Source organism: Xylella fastidiosa (genome assembly GCF_011801475.1).
Lineage (GTDB): Bacteria > Pseudomonadota > Gammaproteobacteria > Xanthomonadales > Xanthomonadaceae > Xylella > Xylella fastidiosa.
In genome coordinates this window covers 380,551-404,811 of record NZ_CP044352.1, presented here as the reverse complement: position 1 = coordinate 404,811, position 24,261 = coordinate 380,551, and the positions used below count along the sequence as shown (strand labels likewise).

Genomic DNA, 24,261 nt, shown 5'->3' with positions numbered 1-24,261 from the left:
TCATCCAGGCCTGTTCGAAGGATGCCCTTTTCTTCCTGAGCAACACCGTGACAGAACATGGTTAAGTCACCCAGTAACACCGCACTTTCCCCCTCGAACACGGCATCGCAACAACACCACCGTATTCCACCCATTCAAGGACCAACGTGGCCACCATAAATTCTATGCAACTGGGATTACAGCAGCCAATCGTTCTTGCCATCAACGCGGCAACATATGTATGGGTTGCCATATGTTATCCAATAGTTTGCCGATAAAAATGATGCCGCAATCACCCTTGTTGAAGAAATACCACATCACCGCTGGCACATCATGGTCGCTATTGATATTTAACACCGGAAAGCAACTCATACTCGGGTAATAGTCAAATAGCGTCACCAGCAATGACGCTAATAAACAAGCATAAGCTGACGTACCCACCAAACCAAGTCCGGAACGCTCAATAGCTTAGCACCCGCATCACATGGTGACCCATCAAGCTCAATATAGTACACATCAAAAGATGCACTGGAAGATACAGCGATAGCGTGAAACAGCTGTTAGAGCGGTAAATACCAACCATGAAAAATCCATCAAGCCATAACCAAACTCCGATGTTTCATTACATGCATTAACGGATGTTCAGGACAGGTCCTCTCATTGCGCTGATAAAAACCAGAATCAATCAAGAGAATCTGGGAAAACTAAGATCTTCAAGAATTCACTGAACACATGGTGTTATCGCAATAACAGACACAAGATAATCCCCAGAGCGACCATGCCAAAATTGGTTTCTGCTATTGAAAGTAATACGGGATACGGGATACGGGATACGGGATACGGGATACGGGATACGGGATACGGGATACGGGACAACATCAGAAAATCACATGCACAATACCGTGTATCAGTGCTAAATTTTCTTACCGCAAAAGCACATCAATAAGATGTATTGACATTTCTTAGTATTGCAATACTGTTCTTTTTACGCGAGCGCGTCAGTATGGCGATTATTCTGGCCAGTGATAAAGATGAAGTATAAAACCAGCTTAAAAACATATTGATAATTCAAAATAGAAATAGGCTACAGGTCAAACAGCAATCGACTGGCTCCGCCCCGAAACTTTATCCAATCTATGGTGCATTGTGCTGCTTGATGAAGGAGAGAGTCGCTTCCAGACGGTGTAAATGCGTTGCATTTCTCAGCATCGAAGCAAGATAGCAGTAATCACGTCCAACGTATCTAGATTGATCCAAGGATCAAAGGTCCTAAAAGGTATACAAGCAATCTACACGAAACAGCGAATCGAGAAAGGGGTGCCCCAATGTGGCTTGTGTCACACCCAGTTTCTTGAGACAAGCACTTCGGGTAAGCGATTGTGGTGAACAGTCACACCAGGATCTGTTCAGGATATCCGATGTGGTAAAGATAAAGTCCTAAACGATCTATCTACCAGAACCACCATGATCAACGCAGGCTTAGGAGGCCGCTGCATACGTACGAACTGTTTGATCCACTAGCCACAAAAGGGACAGTAGCGATCACATGTACAGCTGCCTTGCCCGTGCATTGGAAACATGGATGAAAATACACATAAATGAATGGCGGTGTGCGCATCTGTCACCATGAAAGACTTGCCGATACCCGCTAAGCGATAATACCGAGGATGCCAAAAAAGAACTCCCCACTCCTCCCGAAAGAAACGACGACTACTCAATCCAGCGTTGACACCTCGGGATCATCCAATCTGACCTGGCCCGTCTCTGAACACACGATACGTCGCCCGCTATGGGCGCGCCTGCTTGGCCAGATCCTTGATCCTTGGTTGGATCTCTCCATAGAGCCAGAACACTCTGTTCAATATAACGATGGCCGCCCCATCATCTACGTGCTGGAAGACTATGGCCTGTGCAATACACTGATCCTGGACAAAGCCTGCCGCAAAACCAAGTTGCCATCTCCATTGATACCACTGTCAGGCAATCCACTACAGCGCAAGCGTGCTTACTTAGCCCTGTCGCGACGTAGCTCCAGCAACTCACTGATCCCTAACCAGCGCGGCGGCAAAACACACTCCGACTCGCTAGCCAATCTACTCCAAGCACACCGTATACGTGACACCCTTGATGTGCATTTAGTGCCCGTATCCATCTTCATTGGACGTACACCAGATCGGCAAAGTGGCTGGTTTGCAGTGCTTTTCTCGGAAAATTGGGCGCTCGTTGGTCGCTTCCGACGCATCCTGGCGATACTACTCAATGGACGCAACACCATTGTGTGCTTCGCACCCCCCATCTCAGTACGTCAAACACTGAACGAAGGTTTGCCGCCTGAACGTACTCTGCGCAAGCTACAACGTGTATTACGCACCCACTTCCGCCGTATTCGGGAAACAGTGATCGGTCCAGATCTGTCAACCCGTCGCTTACTGGTAGACAATGTTCTGGCAACAGAAGCAGTGCGTGAAGCCATTGGCGCCCAAGCCAAGCGCGACGGTACCGATCTGTCGGAAACCTGGCGCAAGGCGCAAGCTTACGCCTGGGAAATCGCTGCCGACTATTCCAGTCCTGTCATACGTTCGGCCGATTTTTTGTTCAGCCATGTCTGGAACCGCATCTATGCCGGTGTACTGGTACACCACGTGGACAGCTTCAAAGAGATATCACCAGGGCACGAGATTGTGTATGTACCCAGCCACCGCAGCCATATGGACTACCTGCTCCTGTCGTACTGCCTGTACAAATGCAGCATCGGGTTACCACACATCGTGGCAGGCATCAACCTGAATCTTCCTGTCGTGGGCACACTGCTCCGCAAATGCGGCGCATTTTTCATCCGTCGATCCATCAAAGGCAACATGCTGTATTCAGTAGTGCTCAGCGAATACGTAGCGCAGCTGGTGGCCGGTGGTTATTCCCTCGAATACTTTATCGAAGGCGGCCGCTCACGTACTGGCCGCCTGCTGCAACCCAAAGGTGGCATGATCATGATGACGGTGCAGGCCTTCTTGCGCCAGCCACGCAGGCCCGTACTGTTCCAGCCAATCTATATCGGCTATGAAAAACTGATGGAAGGCACCAGCTACCTGGATGAACTGTCCGGCGAACCCAAAAAGAAAGAGTCGATCTGGAGGGTGTTCTGGAATATTCCCAAAGTGCTCAAACAGAAGTATGGCCAGGTTGTGGTGAACTTCGGCGAGCCAATCGCACTCAACGACGTACTCGCCGAACTAGCCCCAGAATGGGAAGGTCAAGCACTCAACGAAAATGAGAAACCAGCCTGGTTATCAAGCACCGTCAACCATCTTGCTCGGCAAATTCAGACTCGCATCAACAGCGCCGCTGACGTCAACCCAATCAACTTATTGGCACTTGCACTACTATCCACACCTAAACATGCGATGGGTGAAGCTGACCTGATCGCGCAAATTACTCTGTGCAAAAAAATACTGCTTGAATTGCCCTATTCAAACCGAGTAACCATCACTCCACACACCCCAGAACGCATCATTGCCCACGCCGAACAAATCAACATACTCACCCGTGTCCACCATCCACTTGGCGATGTATTGAGAGTCGATGGAGACAATGCAGTTCTGCTCAGTTACTTCCGCAACAACGTGTTGCATCTATTTACTGCCTCCGCGTGGGTGGCCTGTTGCTTCAAAAACAACCGACGCATGAGCCGCATTGCTCTGATCCGTCTGGGGGTTGGTATGTATCCATTCCTACAAGCCGAATTATTTCTACCATGGACTGAGGACCAATTTGCCCAACACATCCAACAGGTCATTGAATTATTTGTCCGGGAAGGGCTTCTCCTATCAGCCGGCAATGAGGAAGAAGACCCACTCACACGCAACACAAGCCAGACCGACGAAGTCTTCCGCCTACGGGCGATCAGTCATTCATTGCAACAAGCATTCGAGCGCTACTACATCACCATTTCAATATTGGTGAAAAACGGCCCTGGAACCCTCAGTGCATCCGAATTGGAGAGCCTGTGCCAGCTCGCTGCACAACGCTTAAGCCTGCTCTATGCGTCGACCGCACCGGAGTTTTTTGATAAAGGACTGTTCCGAGGCTTCATCCAAAAACTTCGCGAACTGAACTTAGTATGGCCAGACACATATAGCAAACTGCTATTTGACGAACGTCTAGACACATCCGCCAAAGACGCTCAAGTGATCCTTGGCCGCGAACTACGGCACACGATCGAACGCATCAGTCCGGAAGCAACGAAACCTGCACCAAAATAAAGATATACAGCAACGACACAACACAGACTACCGATAACAATGATCTACCTCTTTGGTGGCACGAGGCGCACCTAACGCGCTAAGTCGTTTTTTCATTACAACAAATAGTCAAACCATAACGTTGTAAACACCTGCAGGACACAAAATAAAGCACGTAGGAGTACACAGCGCATCGACACACTCACTTCCTCACCTACATGCACTTGGCTCCACTTGATGCATCACATCAAAATAATCAATCTCGGAACACTCTCACTTGCCAGCATCAAATACATCGCACAAGCCTGATACAAACATCAAATAAGAAGATTGCAAGCACACGCTATAGGGCCAGAACCTGACAACCATGCGTGTATACATGACAAAAACCGCTGCGGTCTTCTATCAAACCATCAACATTCCCGCCCCCTCCCCCTCTTCTGACGATCCGAGCTGCTCTCTATGTCCTACATATGAGAAACCGTCGAATTCGATGGTTATTTCACAAAATCCGATGACAATACCAATGCAACTCGAGCCACTTCTCACCAACAAAAGGCAACCACCTCACGATCCATGAGGTAGCACTGCGATAACACATCCATCGACTCTGTTTCAGCTACGTATTACATTTCATATACCCCCGACCGGCTCAGAACTATTTATGCGCCGCTTCATCGCCGCTCTATCCTTCATCCTGCCTCTTGCCGCAATCGCCCAAACTGCACCCATGACACCTGACATCACCGGCAGGCAATTCGTCGTGCCAACAGAAAAGGACGATTACATCAAACGTGAAGTGATGATTCCGATGCGTGACGGAACAAAGCTACACACCGTCATTATTATTCCCAAGAAAGCCCAGCATGCACCGATGTTGCTCACACGAACACCATACAACGCCAACGAGCGTAGCGAACGCATACTATCACCGCACATGAAAAACCTCCTGCCACAGGGAGATGACGTGTTCGCAACCGGCGACTACATCCGCGTGTTCCAAGACGTACGCGGCAAGTACGGCTCGGAAGGAGACTACGTTGTGACCCGACCATTACGGGGTGTGCTCAACCTCACCAATATCGATCATGCAACCGATGCCTGGGACACCATTGATTGGTTGGTGAAAAACATCAAGCAGTCTAATGGCAACGTCGGCATGATCGGCTCCTCGTATGAAGGGTTCACCGTCGTGATGGCCCTGACCGATCCACACCCAGCGTTAAAAGTGGCTGCACCGGAAAGCCCGATGATTGATGGTTGGATGGGCGATGACTGGTTCAACTACGGCGCCTTCCGCCAAGTCAATTTCGACTATTTCTCTGGCCAGATGACCAATCGCGGCAAAGGCCTATCCATCGCACGCCAAGGTTACGACGACTACAGCAACTTTCTGCAAGCAGGCTCGGCCGGCAACTATGCTAAAGCCGCAGGTTTAGAACAATTACCCTGGTGGCACAAACTCACCGAACATCCAGCGTATGACAGCTTCTGGCAAGAACAAGCACTGGATAAAGTCATGGCACGCACCCCACTGAAAGTCCCCACAATGTGGTTGCAGGGCCTATGGGATCAAGAAGACATGTGGGGAGCAATCCATTGTTATGCCGCGATGGAACCACGCGACGTACACAACGACAAAAATTACTTGGTGATGGGTCCATGGCGTCACAGCCAAGTCAACTATGACGGCAGCAACCTAGGCACCCTCAAATTCGACGGCAACACCTCACTGCAATTCCGCCACGATGTACTGAAACCATTCTTCGATCAATACTTGATTGATGGTGCCTCCAAAGCAGACACACCGCCTGTCCTTATCTACAACACTGGAGCGAACCATTGGGACCGCATGCAACACTGGCCACGTAGCTGTGAGCGTGGCTGCGAGTACACATCCAAGCCGCTATACCTCAATGCTGGCGGCACACTGTCATTCCAGACATCGCAAAGAAAGCAAAATGATTACGACGAATACATCTCCGATCCTGCTAACCCAGTCCCCTTTATGCCACGTCCAATAAACTTCAAAGACAACGCGATGTGGAGCACCTGGCTGGTTCAGGATCAACGCTTCGTTGACAACCGTCCAGACGTGTTGACTTACCTCAGTGAACCACTGACCACACCCCTGCAAATCGCAGGCGTACCCCGGATCAACCTGCATGCCTCCACAAGTGGCACAGATAGCGATTGGGTGGTCAAACTGATTGATGTCTATCCAGATGAAATAGCATCCGATCCAAAGATGGGGGGCAACGAACTGGCAATATCACTCGGCATCTTCCGTGGCCGCTACCGCACCAGCTTCCAATATCCAACCCCAATGACGCCGAATCAGCCGCTGTTGTACCGTTTCGACCTCCCAAATGCCAACCATACGTTCCTCACTGGACACCGCATCATGGTGCAGGTGCAATCCAGCCTGTTTCCACTGTACGACCGCAACCCGCAGCGCTACGTACCGAATATCTTTTTCGCCAAACCTGATGATTACATCAAAGCAACCCAACGCATCTGGCACACACCACGACAACCCAGTTTCGTCGAACTTCCTGTGGTGAATCCAGACATACTCACACAGTGGACTCATTGGAACATCGGCAGCTCTCACAAAACAACGTTACCTACCCCATCACTCTCTGACTGGTTGTAGAACACACATCATAATTGTGCAGCGTGACTTTGCTCCTGCGATGCCGATACAAATTCCCCACCCATCAACATTTTGATGCTGACTGGATTCGACGGACATTATTCTCCGCACAACAACATGAAACGCTTTACACAACACAATTGGCCGTGCCAACACCAGAGCGACTCCGAGAAACATTAAGAATTCCGCATGTTTCACCTGATTCCTGATAAGACACACCTAACCTGGATCATTGCAGCTCGGCAGCTCAATAAGTTTGAACGCTGCACTGCCCATCAATATAGATGCTACGCCTTACCGCTCACTGTCATCACAGATTGAGCAGTTCCCCAAACAAACGTATCGAAGCATTCTGGCAACACAGCACGCCTACCAACAGATAAAGAACTTGCAAGAAGGAACGCGTACAAAAGGAGATGGCCCCACCGGTTGATCTCGGCACCCGCATCAATCAATACCGTTGCTGCCTTCCGGCCCTGGCGGGGTTTTCGATCTAGCGTTGCGAGGGACCGGCAGGGCCACCATAAACACGTTAGAACAGCTTGGAAGTCCTTAAACAGTTTCAAACGCACTGGACCTTAAGGACTCTTGTAAAGCCGGACGCTTACACCACCCAACTCCACCACTGCTCATCCCGCAGATTGTAGCGCCTCATGCAGTCGAGCCGCCAGCTTGCGATTAATGATAGTCCTGCCATCACTTCCACCTACGCAATCATGGTAGGCAAACGCAGCCAAAATACTTAACAACGAATGCTGTCAAACATACTTGACCATGAAGTACACACCACCAGTTCATTCGACTATGCACCAACCGATGTTACTACCGTCTTGAACCTTGGATATCTCAATCACCACTCAATACACGCCTAAATAGAACCTTCTCCAAAAAAGTCTTGACGGCACTTGGAAGAACACATCATTTATTCCAATGTAGTCGCGTATCACCCCAAGGCGCTTCGCCATAGGAGCACAAGCAAATACAGCCAATCATCGCAATACACACACATCAGAACAGCAAAAAAATCGCGTATTGGCGCATTGAGCGCCAGATGGAATCCTCTGTAAGGATAACCAACAAATAAAATCGTACCCAGATACATGACTAAGAACAGCACGCACAACGGACGACGTGATTGACGACGTAATAAACATTAAAAACTGGCCCTACCTATGGATAAGCGCTGCAAACGTGCCGCCATCAACGCATCAGATCACCAATAACACATCCATCCGTGACAATGCCGACGCACGAAACTACCGTACGTCGGCATCCATCATCACCTCATACTAAAAACCAAGCTGGTAACGCAGTCCAAGACTCTCCCCACGGCTACGTGTACCAAAGTAATGCTCTAACCCCATGGTCCACAGACCTGCGGTCACTCCGACAGGCAAGACCATCGATAATCCAAGCACACCCCCAGAACGACCAGGCCAGGACGAAGCCACCAACGGCGTCCACGACGAAGTCGCTGTAAAGCTGGCCTGTGGATTCAAACCACTCTGACGCAACGTCTGCTGCCATTCACCATAACCACGCCATTGCACGCCACCCCAGCGCCACTCCGTACGCACACCGGCCAGTAACTGACTCCGCCTCGCTTGGGCGGACTGTACCTGTAAGCCAAAGCCAGAGCCACTCTGCTCACGGAATCCATCCGTCCGCAGTTGCGTTTGATCCAGACCAAGATACGGGGTCAATGCCAAGGAACCCTGACGCCAGTGATAGCCAGCCTCCACACTGCCACTCCAAAACTGACCGCTGTAGCGACTGGATGTCCAATCGTTCCAGTCACCCAATTGCAACTGCCGGTCCAGGCGACGTTGGAAACTACCAAAACCAAGCTGCCCCAAGACATACAAGGGGCCCTGGGTGCGCTGTAAATACACACGCCCTTGCACTTGTCTGTCTATCCCTCGAAACCCAGAGGCACTACCGGAGGGGCTGCTATCGGCCTGACCAAAAGCAACACCCACAATGTCACCGGAGGCAAGTTGCGCATCATGTCCCACCAACCAGCCAGACAGGGAGAAGGTGCCGCTAGCCGCACCATTGTGCCCCGGACCACCCAAGGCTTGATGCCACGTCACAATACGCTCGCCCGAACGAGGCGCATCTAGACGCGTCGCCAAACTGCGGCGCCCCAAATCAATGGCATCAAGGCTAGCCGCCGCCGCCGCAACATGCGATTGCCCCGACAAACTCTGCAACGAAGCCGCCGCCACTGCCGCGCTACTGGACTGTTGCAATGCCGCTGCCGCCCCAATAAAACTGGTGGGCAACGCACCGCCGCCTTGCGCCTGCTGTGCATCAATTGCACGGAATGCATGCTCAACACGCTGGGCAGAGGCCTGCGCAACTCTATCAACGATCCCCAAAGCCTGTGCCGCCGCGCTGACATTCAGACGCTGCAGGGTCACGTAGGCATTGTTAGTGCCGTAAGTCAGACGACCTTCTCCAAGCAGCACAGCCGGACCCCAAGTCAACTGCGAGAACGTGCCGGTTAAACTACCATCGGCCTGCAATACGCTGTAGGAAGTATTGAAGGTCACATAATCACGTTTACCCAACACTTGGAGTTCCCCCCCTTTCAGGGTGGCATTACCAGCCACGCTCAGCTGATCTCCAACGTACAGTGCAAGACGCCCTGTCTCCAATTGGGTGTAATCACCCTGCACCTTGAGCCCATCCTTCCCAAGCTCCAGGGTGCCGGCATTGCTCACCGCACCGCCGAAGCGACCGCTACCAATCAACGTCGCAGTATTAGCAACGCTGACTGCGGATGCACCCAAGCTGGACGCTTGCAATGTGCCTCCCAGGACTTGGGTGGCTCCGGTGTATTGATTATTGCTGCCACCAAGCACCAGTGTTCCGGTACCACGCTTGATCAAGCCGCCGCTGCCGGTGATGTCATTGCCCCAGGTGGAACGCCTGTCATCGAAGCTAACTTGGACATCACCCCAATCGAACTTAGCCGGGCCCAGCACTGCTTTACCCACATTCAGTGCACCATAGCCGAAGACTTCATCCACGCCGGGAGCACCAAGATCAGTCGCCGTACCAAGCAGGGTCTGCCGCACCAGGTCGTTGCTGAAATAGGGAAATGCCTCCCATACCAATGCCGCTGCACCAGAAACCAACGGCGCTGAAAATGAGGTGCCCTGTAGTTTATAATATTCATCGTCAACAGAAGAGCTGTTGGTCACGCTGTTATGTATTACCACGACATCACCTGGTGCAGCTAAGCAATAGTGCATTGCGATGCCGCAATGGTTCGAGTACGAAGTCAATTGGTCGGGATGATCCAAACTATCCAGCGCAGCAACCACTAACCATCCCCTTTCCAGATCGGCAGGCGATGCCCCCCCTCCACCGTGGGCAAGCTCGGCAATCTGGAAAGTTGACCCGGTTGTGGTTGGGCTTCATTACCACTAGCGAAGACCACCAAGCCATTGTTATTCAGCACGAAGTCACGGTATGCATTCACGAACAAACCCGTGGTGATTGGACTTCTCCATACTGGCTCACCACCTGTGTCCTCACTCTCATATCCCCAGGAGTTGTTTTGGATACGCACTCCTGCGGCAATCATGTCGGCATTGACGCGTTTTAGCTGTGCTGTTTCTCTTTCAAAAAAGTTCCCGCCTATTGGACTTTCTTTTGCACTTTCTGCTGCAGACGAGAAGACGCGCGCTGAGAAGATAGTCGCACCTGGTGCGATACCACCAGGCCAATATTCAACGGGTTGCCCCGCAATGAGCTGTGCCACGTTGGTGCCATGGCCACTCACATCATCTGGACTGGCGGGGTCTTGATAATCCACATACACATTGTTGTGGATGACCTGATCGTGCAATGTCACATGGTTACGATTCACGCCGGAATCAACGACGCCAATCATGTAACCCTTGCCAGTAAAGCCAAGTGTATGAGCAGGCTCTGTATTCGTACCATTTAGGTGCACCCGAAACTCGGCAGCTAACGCCGGATCCAAAGCAGGCAATGGTGTCGGTGTCGTCGGTGTCGTCGGTGTCGTCGGTGTCGTCGGTGTCGTCGGTGTCGTCGGTGTCGTCGGTGTCGTCGGTGTCGTCGGTGTCGGTGTCTCTGAGCGAACTAATGGATCGCCGCAGGCACTCAAAGCAGCAGCCAATGCGGATGCCAAGATCGTCCTGGCAGCAAATATCGTTTTCATCGTTTTCATTTATCCTTCAATGCGCAAGGAAAAATACATGACAAATTTCATATATTTTATGCGAAAAATTACTTGATTATCGCTCAAATATTTGATTTAAAACAAGTCAAATTCACACCGCTGGGATCTCAAAGCAGGCTTAACCATCGCCAAGTACATCACTGCCTTTTCTTCCTGCGTTCGACTCAACACGCACAACCGCTGTGAATCATCACCATTGGGGCTATCGTTACCAAATCACCAAAATAGCATCCTCATACCAGTGGTCCCTCCGAAGGGATCACAGACTGGGTTGCCCTGCCTTGTAAAGCACCTTCGGGCTCATCAAACCAGCAACTTCTTTGATCCTCGACTCCCCCAAGCACCTACTGAGACAACACACATCACGGAATGGGGGAATCTAAAATAGCTGACCTATATCACCAAAGATCACACGCTTCTATACGGAAGACGCGTATTCAGTGTCGTACTGCATTCGCTCAGAATCCACTGATACAAAACCATTCAGCTGCACTAGGGGCCCCACCCTTCTGTATTTATTTGCCGTCACCTTCATAGGCGTAGGCGTCAAAATCACCAGACATCAGGAACATATTGTCTAGCCAGGTTAAGCGGATACCTATCACCTTGATTCATTGCTCTTTGAGCAACACATACCGCATGGTAAGGTGCAGGTGATTTAGAAGCTAAATCCCAAAGAAGTGTCACCAGCGCATCACATAGAAGCACAATGGAGTCACACACCATAACCGTGACGCACAAACCCATATATAATCAATAAGTTACGATACTTACAGGAGACACTACAGCGACTCCTGCTTACCAACAAATTTCTTTACGATGATGCCTGATTGTTGACCTCACAATCATCCCATCCTTACTGAACGCCCCAGTGTCTCTAATCTCACGCTTTGCGCATGTAAGGTTAAAAGCGCAGCCTCAGCCCACAACGCTCCTAATGAAAGCAAAGCGGTGCCCTTCGCTATCGAATTGATTTAATTTAGATTAACTGCAAATTCCAGAAACTGAATGCGCATATACTTGACACCCGAATCTTGGTCGTCATCATGTTGGGCGCGCGCATCTTGCGCGTTGCCTAACTAACGACGAGGATTGAACGAATGAGCATCAACAAACTACTGATCGCACTGGCGATGGGTGCGACCCTTGCTGCGTGCGGCCGAAAAACACCAGAAACGCCACCGACCCAGGATCCTAATCCTCCTAGTAATCCTGCAGCCAATGAGGCTCAAGCAGCCGCCGATCAGGCGGCTGCCAATCCACCTGCTGACGCAACCCCAGCTGCCGCCGATACTGCAGCTGCTGCTGCCAACACAGCAGCTGATGCCGCTGCAACCACAACTCCTCCAGCAGATGCTGCCAAGCAATCTGGAGCAGCTCCTGCCAACAAGGCGAAAAACCCTGCAGAACAGAAGAAGTAATCCTTCTTCAGTACTTCATGTGTTCGGAAAAGCCGCTGGTTTGCCAGCGGCTTTTCCTTTGCTTAGCAGTGACCGTATACAACCATGAGTCTTTGCCTACTGCCTGACTTCAACAAAACTTGCCGTTTAAGATGGAGTTAGATGTACCACGCATTTGCTTGGCAAACTAAGTGCCATGCCCCGATTGCCAAACAATGAATGCAATTTTAATTAATAAGCGACTATATCGCTGAAGATCGCATCGCCGAGAATCACCCATCTCTAGTCGTTATACAGCTCGCCCCGCCTACCGAAAAATTAGCGGCAAAAATCACGAAAATATTCAATTCTTCTACACACTCCCCTGAATAGCTTTTTCCAAAGAATAATGCTTGGTCAATTAAATACCTGCCTCACCCTATGACACACCAAACAAGTCAGTCCCATTTTCACTGGTGCACACCAAGACACTCGAATTTCAAAAGCCTCTCATCAAGAAATAGTCTGGAAACATACAAGCGTGAAGCTTTCATCTGTAATGACGGGCAACTAATTTTTGAAAGAATCCACTATTGGAAATAAACCACCGTAATCTGTATCAAACAATCAACACACATTAAACCTAGCGAATATGGATATTCGTTATCAGTGATGTATTTAAATGCAACAACATTCAAATACACCATGCAATCCTCCTTGATGCACGTATCGAATCAATCTTGATCAGCAGAGAAACAATCCCTCCGCCATTCCAAAATAAACCCACAGAAATTCCAAAACATCGGAAAAATGCACAACAGATTCAGAGATTCAGAGATTCAGAGATTCAGAGATTCAGAGATTCAGAGATTCAGAGATTCAGAGATTCAGAGATTCAGAGATTCAGAGATTCAGAGATTCAGAGATTCAGAGATTCAGAGATTCAGAGATTCAGAGATTCAGAGATTCAGAGATTCAGAGATTCAGAGATTCAGAGATTCAGAGATTCAGAGATTCAGAGATTCAGCAATATACATCATTATAATTTTCCAAATAAATCCCATCCGCTATAATGAATTACCCATCACAACTATTCAGGCCACATTATCTTGCCAACGCATACCACATCTAACGCATCCTCCGAATGGACCAAAATGCTCTCGCTGGAAAGGCTTGAAGATAATCTGTTCCGTGGTCAAAACCGTGACATTGGAACGAAATATGTGTTTGGTGGGCAAATACTTGCCCAAGCCCTGGCCGCAGCGCAAAACACCATTGAAAACAGCCGCATTGCGCACTCCCTACATGCCTACTTTCTACGCACTGGCAACATCCAACAACCGATTATCTATAACGTAGAACGCACTCGGGACGGCAAAAGCTTCTCATTACGCCGCGTCACCGCAATCCAGCACGGTCAAGTAATCTTTTTCTGCACGGCATCATTCCAGGAACGCGAAGACGGCGCTGAACACCAAACCAACATGCCTGCAGTCCCTCCCCCTGAAGACATCGCACCAACCCCACCGCTGCCTCCGGAAACACTAGCCAGAATGCCACCCCAAATGCAAACCTGGCTCAACCTGAGCGGACAATTTGAATTTCGCCGCGTGCCGCCCAACAACACACTGGATTTGCAGAAACATTCAGCATTCCAACACTTGTGGCTACGCATGAACGCCCCACTTGGTGACCGCATTGAATTGCATCAGATATTGCTAACCTACGCATCCGACTTCCAACTCCTCGAAACAGCCACCTCACGACATGGAATCAACTACCACACACCACAAGTACAGATGGCCTCACTGGACCATGCACTGTGGTTCCACCGCCCATTCCGCATTGATGACTGGTTGTTATATACGCTTGAAAGCCCCACCGCACAGGGCGCCCGCGGATTGGCCCGCGGACAATTTTTCACCCGCAATGGCGTATTGATCGCCAACACCGCCCAGGAAGGACTCATGCGCATGACCAACCATACAACGCCCTCCAAGGATTAACCGATGCGTGCCATCTTTACCAGCCAGCGTGTGGAAACAGTCGAAGGTGTCGCTGCACTCCTCAACGAAGCCGACATCCAAGTAAAAATCAGCCATCAACGCTCTTACCACAGCAAACGCAACGGTCAATTCAGCTATCTCGACACAAAAAACAAAGACCAACATCCAACCGTCTGGATCATCCATGCAAATGACCAACCCCTCGCACGCGATATTCTAAGAAAAGCGAGGTTACTGGACACCACCCGGCATAACCTCTCCGATACCGACAACGTATTTACCTCCCCTATCAACACCATTGCACCACGGTCGCTTCATTGGACATGGCGTATCCGCCTCACCCTGCTGCTGACGATTACTGCAATCGGACTAATCATCACCTGGCATCACTTCCCGCCTCCAACGACAACACCACAAACATCGCTCCAAACACAACAACGGGCCAAACAACAAGACGAACAAACAGTCCGCGTGCAAATCCAACCGATGCATTAAACTCAAACCATCAACTACTCATCTCCGTAACGATCTCCCACCCTCCAAGCCACCCATATACCCACCTAAAGAAACACAAAACAACCTTCATGTGATGCCGATACACAATACGAAAGCCACCTAAAGCACCATCCAAACATCCAACACCCCTTCACATCCCACCCGTTGCCCCAAAACCACGACAAAACCGGCATTCTCACCCAGCAATGCAAACAACCCGTTCGTAATGGCACGCAACAATCACTACTTACCACAGCACATCGCCCCCCATTCGCATCACCTCAAAAGCAACACTACCGCTTGGACATCTATCATTGAATGCACAGACAGACAGGCACACATGCCGTTGTGACCCTGACAGCAACATTCACCCCATAAGAAAATCACGAACCATGCACCCCCAGTAGCCACTATGCTGCAATCATGGCGATAGACTCCAAACCACACGACGACCTACAGCTATTCAAGACCAACCTTCACCCATGCGGTTACTGGCCGGACAGATGGGCAAGCGATTTGGTCATGGACCCAAACGACCCCCGCCTGGGTGCCATCTACCCCCAAACCCTGGCTTGGGGCTTCCGTCGCTCCGGCAACCTGCTGTACAGACCACACTGCGAACACTGCAATGCCTGCGTCCCAGTACGCGTCAATGTCAATGCTTTCGTTCCAAATCGTAGCCAGCGTCGCTGCCTGGCCCGCAACGCCACGCTTGTCACACGCATCGTGCCGGCCGAACGTAACGCAGAACAACTTTCACTCTACCGCCGCTACCTGCACCAACGTCATCCCGATGGCGGCATGGATGGTCACGGGGCCATTGAATTTGATCAATTCCTGATCGGCCCCTGGGGATACGGGCGCTTCATGGAAATCCGCGAACCCGCCACCAACGGCACACCCGGCCAACTACTGGCAGTCGCAGTCACTGACCTAACCCACCAAGCCTTATCAGCCGTATACACCTTCTACGAACCAAACGCAGCGGCCCGCGGCCTCGGCACACTGGCCATCCTGCATCAAATCCACTGGGCACAACGCGAACAGCGCCCATACCTGTACCTGGGTTATTGGATCAAAGACCACTTCAAAATGGATTACAAACGCCGCTTCCAAAAACTTGAAATATATGACGGCTACCGCTGGCGCCCCTTCAGCACCACCTATCCAACAACGCACACCCTATAACCCATACACCCAACATCGCATCCAACAACGACTGAATGATCTACTTCTCGTGACCACACCGTTTCAATTCGGCAACACCACACCGCACCCCAAAAACACCCATTCCGATGTACCCGTCAAACATCCCCACCACCAATACCTCACCGCATATACATAGAAAAAATAATTGAATCGAACACGTAAAAAAGACAGCACAAGCAACGAACTGTTCCAACCACAGCCTCAACGTAACCTCACCACATCACAGAACGCACTGGACTATCCGCACCTTCACCCCAACCAAAACAAATAGCGTCATGGCACAATGCCTCACATATCAAAACGATACCCAACAAATAGCCAACACATCATTGTGGCGCCTGCTGCCAACATCGACACCATCAACAACCATGCAAACGGGCATTCCATAAAAAGCCCCTTGAAACACAGCAAACCGATGCATAAACACAAAACACCATGACCATTGACTGCAACGCCCTCGCCGGATCAATCACCTAACCACTGTTCAATCACTGACACCAACCATCAAATGAACAGCATAATCGCCCAACAACTTAACATTGAGTACGACAATCACCCCAGCAATCAACCACGCAACCACCATTAACCAACGTGGCGCCACCAACGCACCCATCACCTTACGATCCGCAACACAACGCAATAACGGAATCACCGCAAACGGCAACTGCATCGACAAAATCACTTGACTCAACAGCAGCAAGCGCCCGGTCCCTTGCTCCCCATACAGCGCTACCACAACAATCACCGGCACAATCGCCAAACCGCGGGTCAACACACGCCGCAACCACGGCCGCAACCGCAACCGCAAAAACCCCTCCATCACGATCTGCCCTGCCAACGTCGCCGTGACCGTTGAATTGATCCCTGACGCCAACAATGCCGTTGCAAACAACGTCGCAGCCACCCCAACCCCAAGGACCGGCGCGAGCAACTGATACGCCTGCTCGATTTCCTCCACATCAAAATGATGCTGCGCATGAAACACCGCCGCAGCAAGAATCAGAATCGACGCATTGATAAACAACGCCAACATCAACGCCAAAGTACTGTCGGCCACAGCCCAACGCAACGCCGAACGTCGCCCCACCGGCGTACGCGGATAAGCACGCGTCTGCACAATCGAAGAATGCAAATACAAGTTATGCGGCATCACCGTCGCACCGACAATACCGATCGCCAAATACAGCGCTTGAGGATCAGCAACCACCTGCCAACGCGGCACAAAACCACCCAACACCTCCTGCAACGGAGGCGCAGCCAACACAATTTGAACCACGAAACACCCAAAAATCACCAACAACAACGCGATCACAAACGCCTCAAGCGCACGGAAACCACGATGCATCAACAACAACACCAAGACCACATCAACCGCCGTGATCACGGCCCCCAAAATGATTGGAACCCCTAACAACAAATTGAGCGCAATCGCCGTACCGATCACCTCCGCCAAATCACACGCAATAATCGCCAACTCACAGACCGCCCACAACGCCAGATTCGTCCCACGTGAATAACGCGCACGGCACGCCTGCGCCAAATCCATATCACTGGCAATCCCTAAACGCGCCGCCAACGCCTGCAACACAATCGCCATCACATTGGAGAGCAAAATCACCGACAACAACATATAGCCAAAACGCGAACCACCCGCCAACCCCGTCGCCCAATTGCCCGGATCCATATAACCGACCGACACCATATAGCCCGGCCCCAAAAAGGCCAACAAACGGAACCCCCAATGCCCCCTGCGCGACACCGCGACACTGGCATGCATCTCCCCAAGACTGGGAGAATCCGACACTGGAGACGTAGGCTGAACCGAAGACATAGAAGAAGACATAGAACGATGAATAAGCAACGACACATCCCATCTTATAGCATTGGCTATACAGCAACTCACCCTACAAAAAATCGCTGCCCATACCAAACACAACTAAACACCTGATACCAACATTTCACCATTCAAAACATCCCACGGAACGCCCCCAATGCCGACTCACCATGTGATGGACACAAGCACAAAAAAGTTACCCCAAAATAGCGATGACCAACGATGCAATCCCCGATGAACACGAGGCACACCATACCCAAACACGAGAACACCCAAACACAGACCGCCCCCCTGATTGATGCAAAGATTCACGTCGCAAGCTTTCGTCAAGTGCGCCAAGCACGCCGTGACGAACTGATCAAAGACTACGTAGAACTGATCTCCGACCTTATCGCTGACAGCGGCCAAGCACGCCAAGTTGATATCGCCGCACACTTAGGCGTTGCACAACCGACCGTCGCCAAAATGCTCAAACGTCTTGCCCGCGATGGCTGGGTCATACAACGGCCATACCGTGGCACATTCCTCACCCCTGCGGGCAAAGCACTCGCTGCCGCCAGCCGAGAATGCCATCAAACCGTAGAACGCTTCCTACTGGCCCTGGGCATTGATGCAACCACCGCACGCCGCGACGCCGAAGGCATCGAACACCACGTTAGCGAAACAACATTGGCCGCCTTTAGAACATTCCTACAACGCCACAGCGACACCACCTGAAACCAACATGACTGCCCCCCCCCCGTCTTGCCAGAACACACCCACTGGATGCGCCATGCACTGACCCTGGCCCACCGTGCAGCAACAGAATTCGATGAAATCCCCGTCGGCGCTGTACTAATCAGCCCCGAAGGGACCCTACTCGGCGAAGGATGCAACTACAACATCACCAGCCACGACCCCAGCGCACACGCCGAAATCATGGCACTGCGCGCTGCGGGCCACCAACTGCGCAACCATCGCATGCCTGGCTGCACCCTCTACGTCACCCTGGAACCTTGCCTGATGTGCGCCATGGCCATCATCCATGCACGCATCGCACACCTCATCTACGCCGCCGCAGACCCCAAAACAGGCGCCTGCGGCAGCACATTCGACATCCTCAACGACCCACGCCACAACCACCATGTCCACGTCTACGGCGGCCTCCTTGCCGAAGAAGCCTCACGCCGCCTGACAAACTACTTCCGTACCAAACGCGGCCAACCGCCACTGCCACAATAACCCCCCTCCCCCTGCGCGACAGCACCACCAACCATCCGATACACCACAACACAGCATCCATCCACCGATCAAACACCCCTCTCACCCCCCACGCGCACCTACATTCCTGACCTTGCAACAACACACCTCCCAGAGACCAAACACAACAGGCCCCGCAACTGCGGGGCCTGACAACACAACAACAGATCACATACTCACACAATCGAACTGGCGACCAACCTGGGCGACTCCTTGATATCACGCACACTGGCTTGCATCGTCGTCACCGTAGGGGACAGCGCCATCGCCTCAATCAAACGCTCCACCTCACCGGACAGCACCGTCCCATCCTGGAACACCAACGATTCCACCTGATGCGCCGCCTCACTGAACCAACCCGCCACAGTCACCTGATCCTCACTGCCATTGAACAGGATAGACAGATCATCACCTGAGCGCGTAAAACACGCCTCCTCCCGATGCAACCCCTCACCAAACTCGAGCGTGTCAGCACCGCCTTGCTCAATGATGGTGTCGTGACCGTCTCCCTGATCGAAAAAGTAGGTGTCTGAATTGCTGCTGCCGTAGAGCATATCGTTGCCCCTGCAGCCGACCAATACGTTATCCGAAGAGTCAAACATAGATACCTTCAACACGTCATCGCCATCCTCTCCAACCAGGATGTTCCGGCCGTTCCAGCCGTTCAGCGTGTCATTGTCTGCGCTTCCTAGCGTCTTCAGACCTATGCTGCTCAATGTCTCTCCGCTCCATACCGTGCCATCGGCAAACACGATCTGTTCAATGTCGGCGTTACTGTTGCGGGTACCATCGGACGTCAACCAATCCTTTAAACGGATGCTGTCGTATCCGTTATACAGATCCAGCACAACATCCTGACCTTCACGCAGCACGTGTATATCACTGACGGCAATCTCCTCACCAAACACGATCTTGTCGAAACCACCCTGTTCCACAATGGTGTCGCGACCATCTCCCCGGTTGAACAGATACGTATCCGAATGCACACTCCCGTACAACATGTCATCACCGGTACCCCCGCTGAATACGTTGTCCGAGGAGCCATCCGTAGACACCTTCAGCACATCCTTCCCGGCGCCGCCCTCCAGGCGGTTGTGGCCTTCCCCACCGTCCAGCACGTCGTTTCCATTATCACCTAACAGCAGATCGTCTCCTGCTTCTCCATAAAGCGTGTCGTCTCCATAATCCCCGGACAGCACATCATCCCCATTGCCACCTAGCAGAATATCCGAGCTTCCCCAGCCCTGCAGAGTGTCATTACCAGAAGTACCGAACGTCGTCATCTCCCTCCAACCCAACGTATCCCCTGTCCACCTCGTGCCGTCAGCAAAAAGGATTTCTTCAATGTTGCCGGTGCGATTGTATTCGCCATCAGAGGTCAGCCAATCCTTCATGCGGATACTGTCGTGGCCGTTGCCCAGGTCCAACACCACATCTTGCCCTTCGTGCAGCAGCCGCACCTGGCTAGCAATAATCCCCGCACCAAAGACGAGCTTGTCAGCACCGCCTTGCTCAATGAGCGTGTCGCGGCCGTCTCCTTTGTTGAACAGATAGGTGTCTGCAAAGAAACTGCCATACAACAGGTCATCGCCGCTGCCGCCGTTCAGCACGTTATTCCAGCCATTCGCCACGTTCAGTACATCGTGACCGGCGCCGCCCTCCAGACGGTTGCTGCCTTCGCCCCCGTCTAGCACGTCATCGCCATCCCCGCCCAGCAGCAGATCATTGCCTTGCCAGCCATTGAGGATGTCATTGCCCGAGGTGCCCAGCGTGGTGAGGCCCAGCGTGCTCAAGGTCTCCCCAGTCCATACCGTGCCGTCGGCAAAGACGATCTGCTCAATATCGGCGCTATGGTTGCGGGCGCCATAGAAAGTCAACCAGTCCTTCAAACGGATACTGTCCTGACCGTTGCCCAAATCCAACACCACATCTTGCCCTTCGCGCAGCAGCCGCACCTGGTTAGCAACAATGCCCACACCAAAGACGAGTTTGTCAGCACCGCCTTGCTCAATGAGCGTGTCGTGGCCGTCTCCTTTGTTGAACAGATATGTGTCTGCAAAGAAACTGCCATACAACAGGTCATCGCCGCTGCCGCCGTTCAGCACGTTATTCCAGCCATTCGCCACGTTCAGTACATCGTGACCGGCGCCGCCCTCCAGGCGATTGCTGCCTTCGCCACCATCCAGCACGTCATCACCATCACCACCGGAGAGCACATCATCACCGCCACCGCCCCGCAGGAGATTGGCGCCCGCATCGCCAAACAGCAGATCCATGGCGGCACTGCCCTCGGCATTTCCGGCAATCAGGGGAATGCCCGCATCGGCCAGCGCCTGCCTTCCATCGGGCGTTGCCGCAGTCCGATAGACCATCTGGCATAAGGCATCCAGGGGATTCCAACCGCTGGGGGCCAGGGCGTCACGGCCGTAGCGCTGTAAGTCCATCACATCTTGTAGCGCCTGAGCTTTGTTGTGCTGCCAGGTCTGATCTAACTTGGCCTCCAGGCCGGAGGCATCCCATCCCATCACGCCGTTGTTGTACGTCAGGGTGAGTCCGGACAGGTAATCATTGAGCCGTGGCTCCAGCACCAGGCGGATATAGATGGATTCTTTGAGCTTGGCGTAGGCATCCGTAAGGGGATCGAACCCAGAGTAGAGTTGCTCAGGGATGAGCGTGATGGTGATGACATCTTCTTTGTGTCCATCCGGATGGACAACGCGGTTCCAGCTGAGGATCGGTGCTCCCAGTATGTGGTCGTTTTGATCGCTAATCAGTCTAGAGCCGTTGAACTTTTCCAAAATGCCGATCATCGGCCCAAGCCGGGTACGCTGCTGCTGTTGGAAGGCCAGAACGGCCTCCTTCCCCTGGGCGGTCACCTCAGGAGGGACGAACCCCTGGTAATACACCGTGCGCTCCACATCTGCGGAGGCTTTCAGGCGTTCCTCAGTGCTCAGCATGGTTGAGGTGCTGGCCCACAGGGCGATCACCTGATCCAGCGCCGCACGCAGTGTGCCCTGGGTGGTGCCAGAGAGCAGCGCCTGCACCGCCACCAATAAGGCAGGTGAGAGGCTGGCGGCTTCTTGCAGATCGCGCACTGCGCCGCTGCCGCTGATGGCTGGCAAGGCGCGGGCCGCGTCATTGATGGTCACCTTGTCGTGGGCGCCGCGGTAATCGCGGTAGAACTGGTCCACACCTAATTGCAGATTGCCAACGGTGCCGCTGCGGCCATCGGTACGGGTGTAGCTGCCGCGGGCATCCATCACGTTACCGTTGCCCAGGTTCACGCGTTGGGTGTCCGTAGGCGTGAGGGTGATGGAGGCAATGCCCAGGGTGGAGAGGGTGAACAGTTCGTTGGCCTGGGACTGGCCATCTTGGTTGAGATCGCGCCAGACGCGCACGTCCGTAAAGCGGGCGTCGGCAGCACTGAAGAGGCCATCACCGTTGCTATCTAAATCACGCAGGGCGTCAAAGCCAGAGGCGGCGGTGTGACCGTTGCTGAGCACGGTATCGGCGCCGAACAGTTCGCTGCCGTTATCAATACGCCCGTTGCCGTTGCGGTCCAGGACCAGCAAGCCGTCATCGGACTTCACCCAGCCGCTGGCGTGGGTGATGCCGTCGCCGTCCAGGTCCAGCACCAGCGGGTCGCGTACATCACGGCTATGACGAAACAGGTCATGCAGCAGATCTAGCAGGGAGGCGTTGTCTGTGTGCAATGTCTGATTCAGGCGTCTGAATAGATCGCCTATCTGAGTGACCCAGTCATACAACCTCGCCCCTGACAACTCCCCGATGTGGTGCAACTGGTCAAACACCTTATCCAGAAAAGCGCCAATGTAATGACTGCCTAAGAACGTGCCTTCCACACCGGCCGCCACCGTCAACACCGAAGCAACAGCCGCCCCAATCGGGCCATCCAGATATACCGGAGTCAACAGCAGCCCAACCGCTTTGGCCTCCGCCAAACCACCCATCAAGCCACCCAGATACTGACTGGTCCAATCCTGGACAATCTGCCGGCTGCCCTCGATATTGCCACTGGCGTACGCCGCATTGGCATCGTGCGCCATCACCGCCAGCGACAGCAGATCGGCAGCCACACCGAGTTTGCCCAGCACCCGCAACGCATCAGCACGTGCCGCAGCAGACTCCGGCCCCAACAACTGCGTGGTACGCTGATACCCGTCTTTGATGTCCTGCACCAGACGTGCGCCCTCCAGGTGAGTGTCCAAGCGCGCGGGGATGTATCGGGCGAGGTTGTCATAACGTCCCGCATCCCCAAGCGGCGGCTTGCCTTCCAAACCGGTCAGCGCAAAGTACTGCTGGCTGTCCACGCTGGGGATACCACCGGATAATTTCATGATGGAGCCATCCGCATTGATGGCCAGCTTTAAGTAGCCAGAGAGATGCTCTGATTGTGCTGAAATCGCCTGGAAGGACCCCACCGCCCCCAAGCGCCGCAAATCAGCGATAGGCAACCCATCCACCGAGGTGATATTGGGGTTGTTCAGCAGGCGCGGCAGTTCGGTTTGATTAAACACCCCATTCACCGAGGCACCGCCGGTCAGGGTGCGCACCTCACCCACCGTCTCATTCACAAAGCGGGCGGAGATCGTGTCCCAAGCCCCATTCGGAAGACGTGTGCCATCGGCGGCTTTTTCGCCAAACAGGAATTGGTTGGCGGGGGTACCCCACTTATCAGGTTTACCGCCGATAATTTGTTCTAGTTTTTGATAAAGTGGTTTATTCCAATTAGGAGTAGTCGGATCGACATTCAGAAACCTGGCGGCCTCAGTGGTATCAATCACCCGAATATCGTCGCCATTATGCAGCATCCCCTGAATAATCTGAGAGTTATCGAGTCCATTGGCCGTATAACCGCTATATAAAACCGTGATACTGCCGCTGCTATGAATATCAAGTTGATTAATTAAATCGCGCAACTGCTCCCTGGTGGTGATGCTGCCCAGTAATGCGTTAGCTTGTTCTGCAGTCAATGACATGTTTATCTTC

The 24,261-nt window shown here is 52.4% G+C and carries 10 protein-coding genes, 1 other RNA gene and 2 pseudogenes; 8 read left to right on the top strand and 5 right to left on the bottom strand.

Annotated features, from left to right (window positions below):
- Positions 1-201: 201 nt before the first annotated feature.
- A complete protein-coding gene (locus F7G16_RS12010; RefSeq protein ID WP_012382449.1) occupies positions 202-420 on the bottom strand; it encodes a hypothetical protein in 219 nt (72 codons plus the stop codon).
- Between the two features lie 1,340 nt (positions 421-1,760).
- Here F7G16_RS12010 and plsB point away from each other — a divergent pair.
- Positions 1,761-4,238, top strand: a pseudogene (plsB, locus tag F7G16_RS01655) (glycerol-3-phosphate 1-O-acyltransferase PlsB); the annotation flags it as partial.
- A 643-nt stretch (positions 4,239-4,881) separates the two neighbouring features.
- A complete protein-coding gene (locus F7G16_RS01650; RefSeq protein ID WP_004089355.1) occupies positions 4,882-6,873 on the top strand; it encodes a CocE/NonD family hydrolase in 1,992 nt (663 codons plus the stop codon).
- A 419-nt stretch (positions 6,874-7,292) separates the two neighbouring features.
- Here F7G16_RS01650 and ffs read toward each other — a convergent pair.
- Both ffs and F7G16_RS01635 read right to left on the bottom strand, forming a co-directional pair.
- An RNA gene (ffs, locus tag F7G16_RS01640) (signal recognition particle sRNA small type) lies at positions 7,293-7,389 on the bottom strand.
- A gap of 773 nt (positions 7,390-8,162) precedes the next feature.
- Positions 8,163-11,077: pseudogene (locus F7G16_RS01635) on the bottom strand (S8 family serine peptidase).
- 1,112 nt (positions 11,078-12,189) lie between these two features.
- Between F7G16_RS01635 and F7G16_RS01630 the strand changes: the two are divergent.
- From F7G16_RS01630 to F7G16_RS01615, 4 genes are all read left to right on the top strand, one after another.
- Positions 12,190-12,510 carry a hypothetical protein gene (locus F7G16_RS01630; RefSeq protein WP_038232771.1) on the top strand — a complete coding sequence of 107 codons (321 nt, stop codon included), beginning with the start codon at positions 12,190-12,192 and terminating at the stop codon, positions 12,508-12,510.
- Between the two features lie 1,112 nt (positions 12,511-13,622).
- The gene (tesB, locus tag F7G16_RS01625; RefSeq protein ID WP_004088074.1) at positions 13,623-14,474 is read left to right on the top strand and encodes an acyl-CoA thioesterase II; all 852 of its coding nucleotides are present in this window, start codon (positions 13,623-13,625) and stop codon (positions 14,472-14,474) included.
- A gap of 3 nt (positions 14,475-14,477) precedes the next feature.
- Positions 14,478-14,969, top strand: a complete 492-nt coding sequence (locus F7G16_RS01620) for a hypothetical protein (protein ID WP_004088072.1) — start codon at positions 14,478-14,480, stop codon at positions 14,967-14,969.
- A 423-nt stretch (positions 14,970-15,392) separates the two neighbouring features.
- Complete coding sequence (locus tag F7G16_RS01615; protein WP_004088071.1) at positions 15,393-16,157, top strand: arginyltransferase; 765 nt, start codon at positions 15,393-15,395, stop codon at positions 16,155-16,157.
- A gap of 505 nt (positions 16,158-16,662) precedes the next feature.
- Here F7G16_RS01615 and F7G16_RS01610 read toward each other — a convergent pair.
- The gene (locus F7G16_RS01610; protein WP_012382445.1) at positions 16,663-18,021 is read right to left on the bottom strand and encodes an Nramp family divalent metal transporter; all 1,359 of its coding nucleotides are present in this window, start codon (positions 18,019-18,021) and stop codon (positions 16,663-16,665) included.
- Positions 18,022-18,246: 225 nt separating this feature from the next.
- Here F7G16_RS01610 and mntR point away from each other — a divergent pair, with 225 nt between their 5' ends.
- A complete protein-coding gene (gene mntR, locus F7G16_RS01605) occupies positions 18,247-18,729 on the top strand; it encodes a manganese-binding transcriptional regulator MntR (RefSeq protein WP_011097582.1) in 483 nt (160 codons plus the stop codon).
- Between the two features lie 48 nt (positions 18,730-18,777).
- Positions 18,778-19,233, top strand: a complete 456-nt coding sequence (tadA, locus tag F7G16_RS01600) for a tRNA adenosine(34) deaminase TadA (protein WP_004088064.1) — start codon at positions 18,778-18,780, stop codon at positions 19,231-19,233.
- A 194-nt stretch (positions 19,234-19,427) separates the two neighbouring features.
- Here tadA and F7G16_RS01595 read toward each other — a convergent pair whose 3' ends face one another.
- The gene (locus F7G16_RS01595) at positions 19,428-24,251 is read right to left on the bottom strand and encodes a calcium-binding protein (protein ID WP_011097580.1); all 4,824 of its coding nucleotides are present in this window, start codon (positions 24,249-24,251) and stop codon (positions 19,428-19,430) included.
- Positions 24,252-24,261 lie beyond the last annotated feature (10 nt).

Excerpts from the sequence above, each read along its gene's own strand:
- F7G16_RS01620 (WP_004088072.1), top strand. The coding sequence starts at position 14,478 with ATGCGTGCCATCTTTACCAGCCAGCGTGTGGAAACAGTCGAAGGTGTC.
- F7G16_RS01595 (WP_011097580.1), bottom strand. The coding sequence starts at position 24,251 with ATGTCATTGACTGCAGAACAAGCTAACGCATTACTGGGCAGCATCACC.
- tesB (WP_004088074.1), top strand. The coding sequence starts at position 13,623 with ATGCTCTCGCTGGAAAGGCTTGAAGATAATCTGTTCCGTGGTCAAAAC.
- F7G16_RS01650 (WP_004089355.1), top strand. The coding sequence starts at position 4,882 with ATGCGCCGCTTCATCGCCGCTCTATCCTTCATCCTGCCTCTTGCCGCA.
- F7G16_RS01615 (WP_004088071.1), top strand. The coding sequence starts at position 15,393 with ATGGCGATAGACTCCAAACCACACGACGACCTACAGCTATTCAAGACC.
- mntR (WP_011097582.1), top strand. The coding sequence starts at position 18,247 with ATGAACACGAGGCACACCATACCCAAACACGAGAACACCCAAACACAG.
- F7G16_RS01630 (WP_038232771.1), top strand. The coding sequence starts at position 12,190 with ATGAGCATCAACAAACTACTGATCGCACTGGCGATGGGTGCGACCCTT.
- tadA (WP_004088064.1), top strand. The coding sequence starts at position 18,778 with ATGCGCCATGCACTGACCCTGGCCCACCGTGCAGCAACAGAATTCGAT.
- F7G16_RS01610 (WP_012382445.1), bottom strand. The coding sequence starts at position 18,021 with ATGTCTTCTTCTATGTCTTCGGTTCAGCCTACGTCTCCAGTGTCGGAT.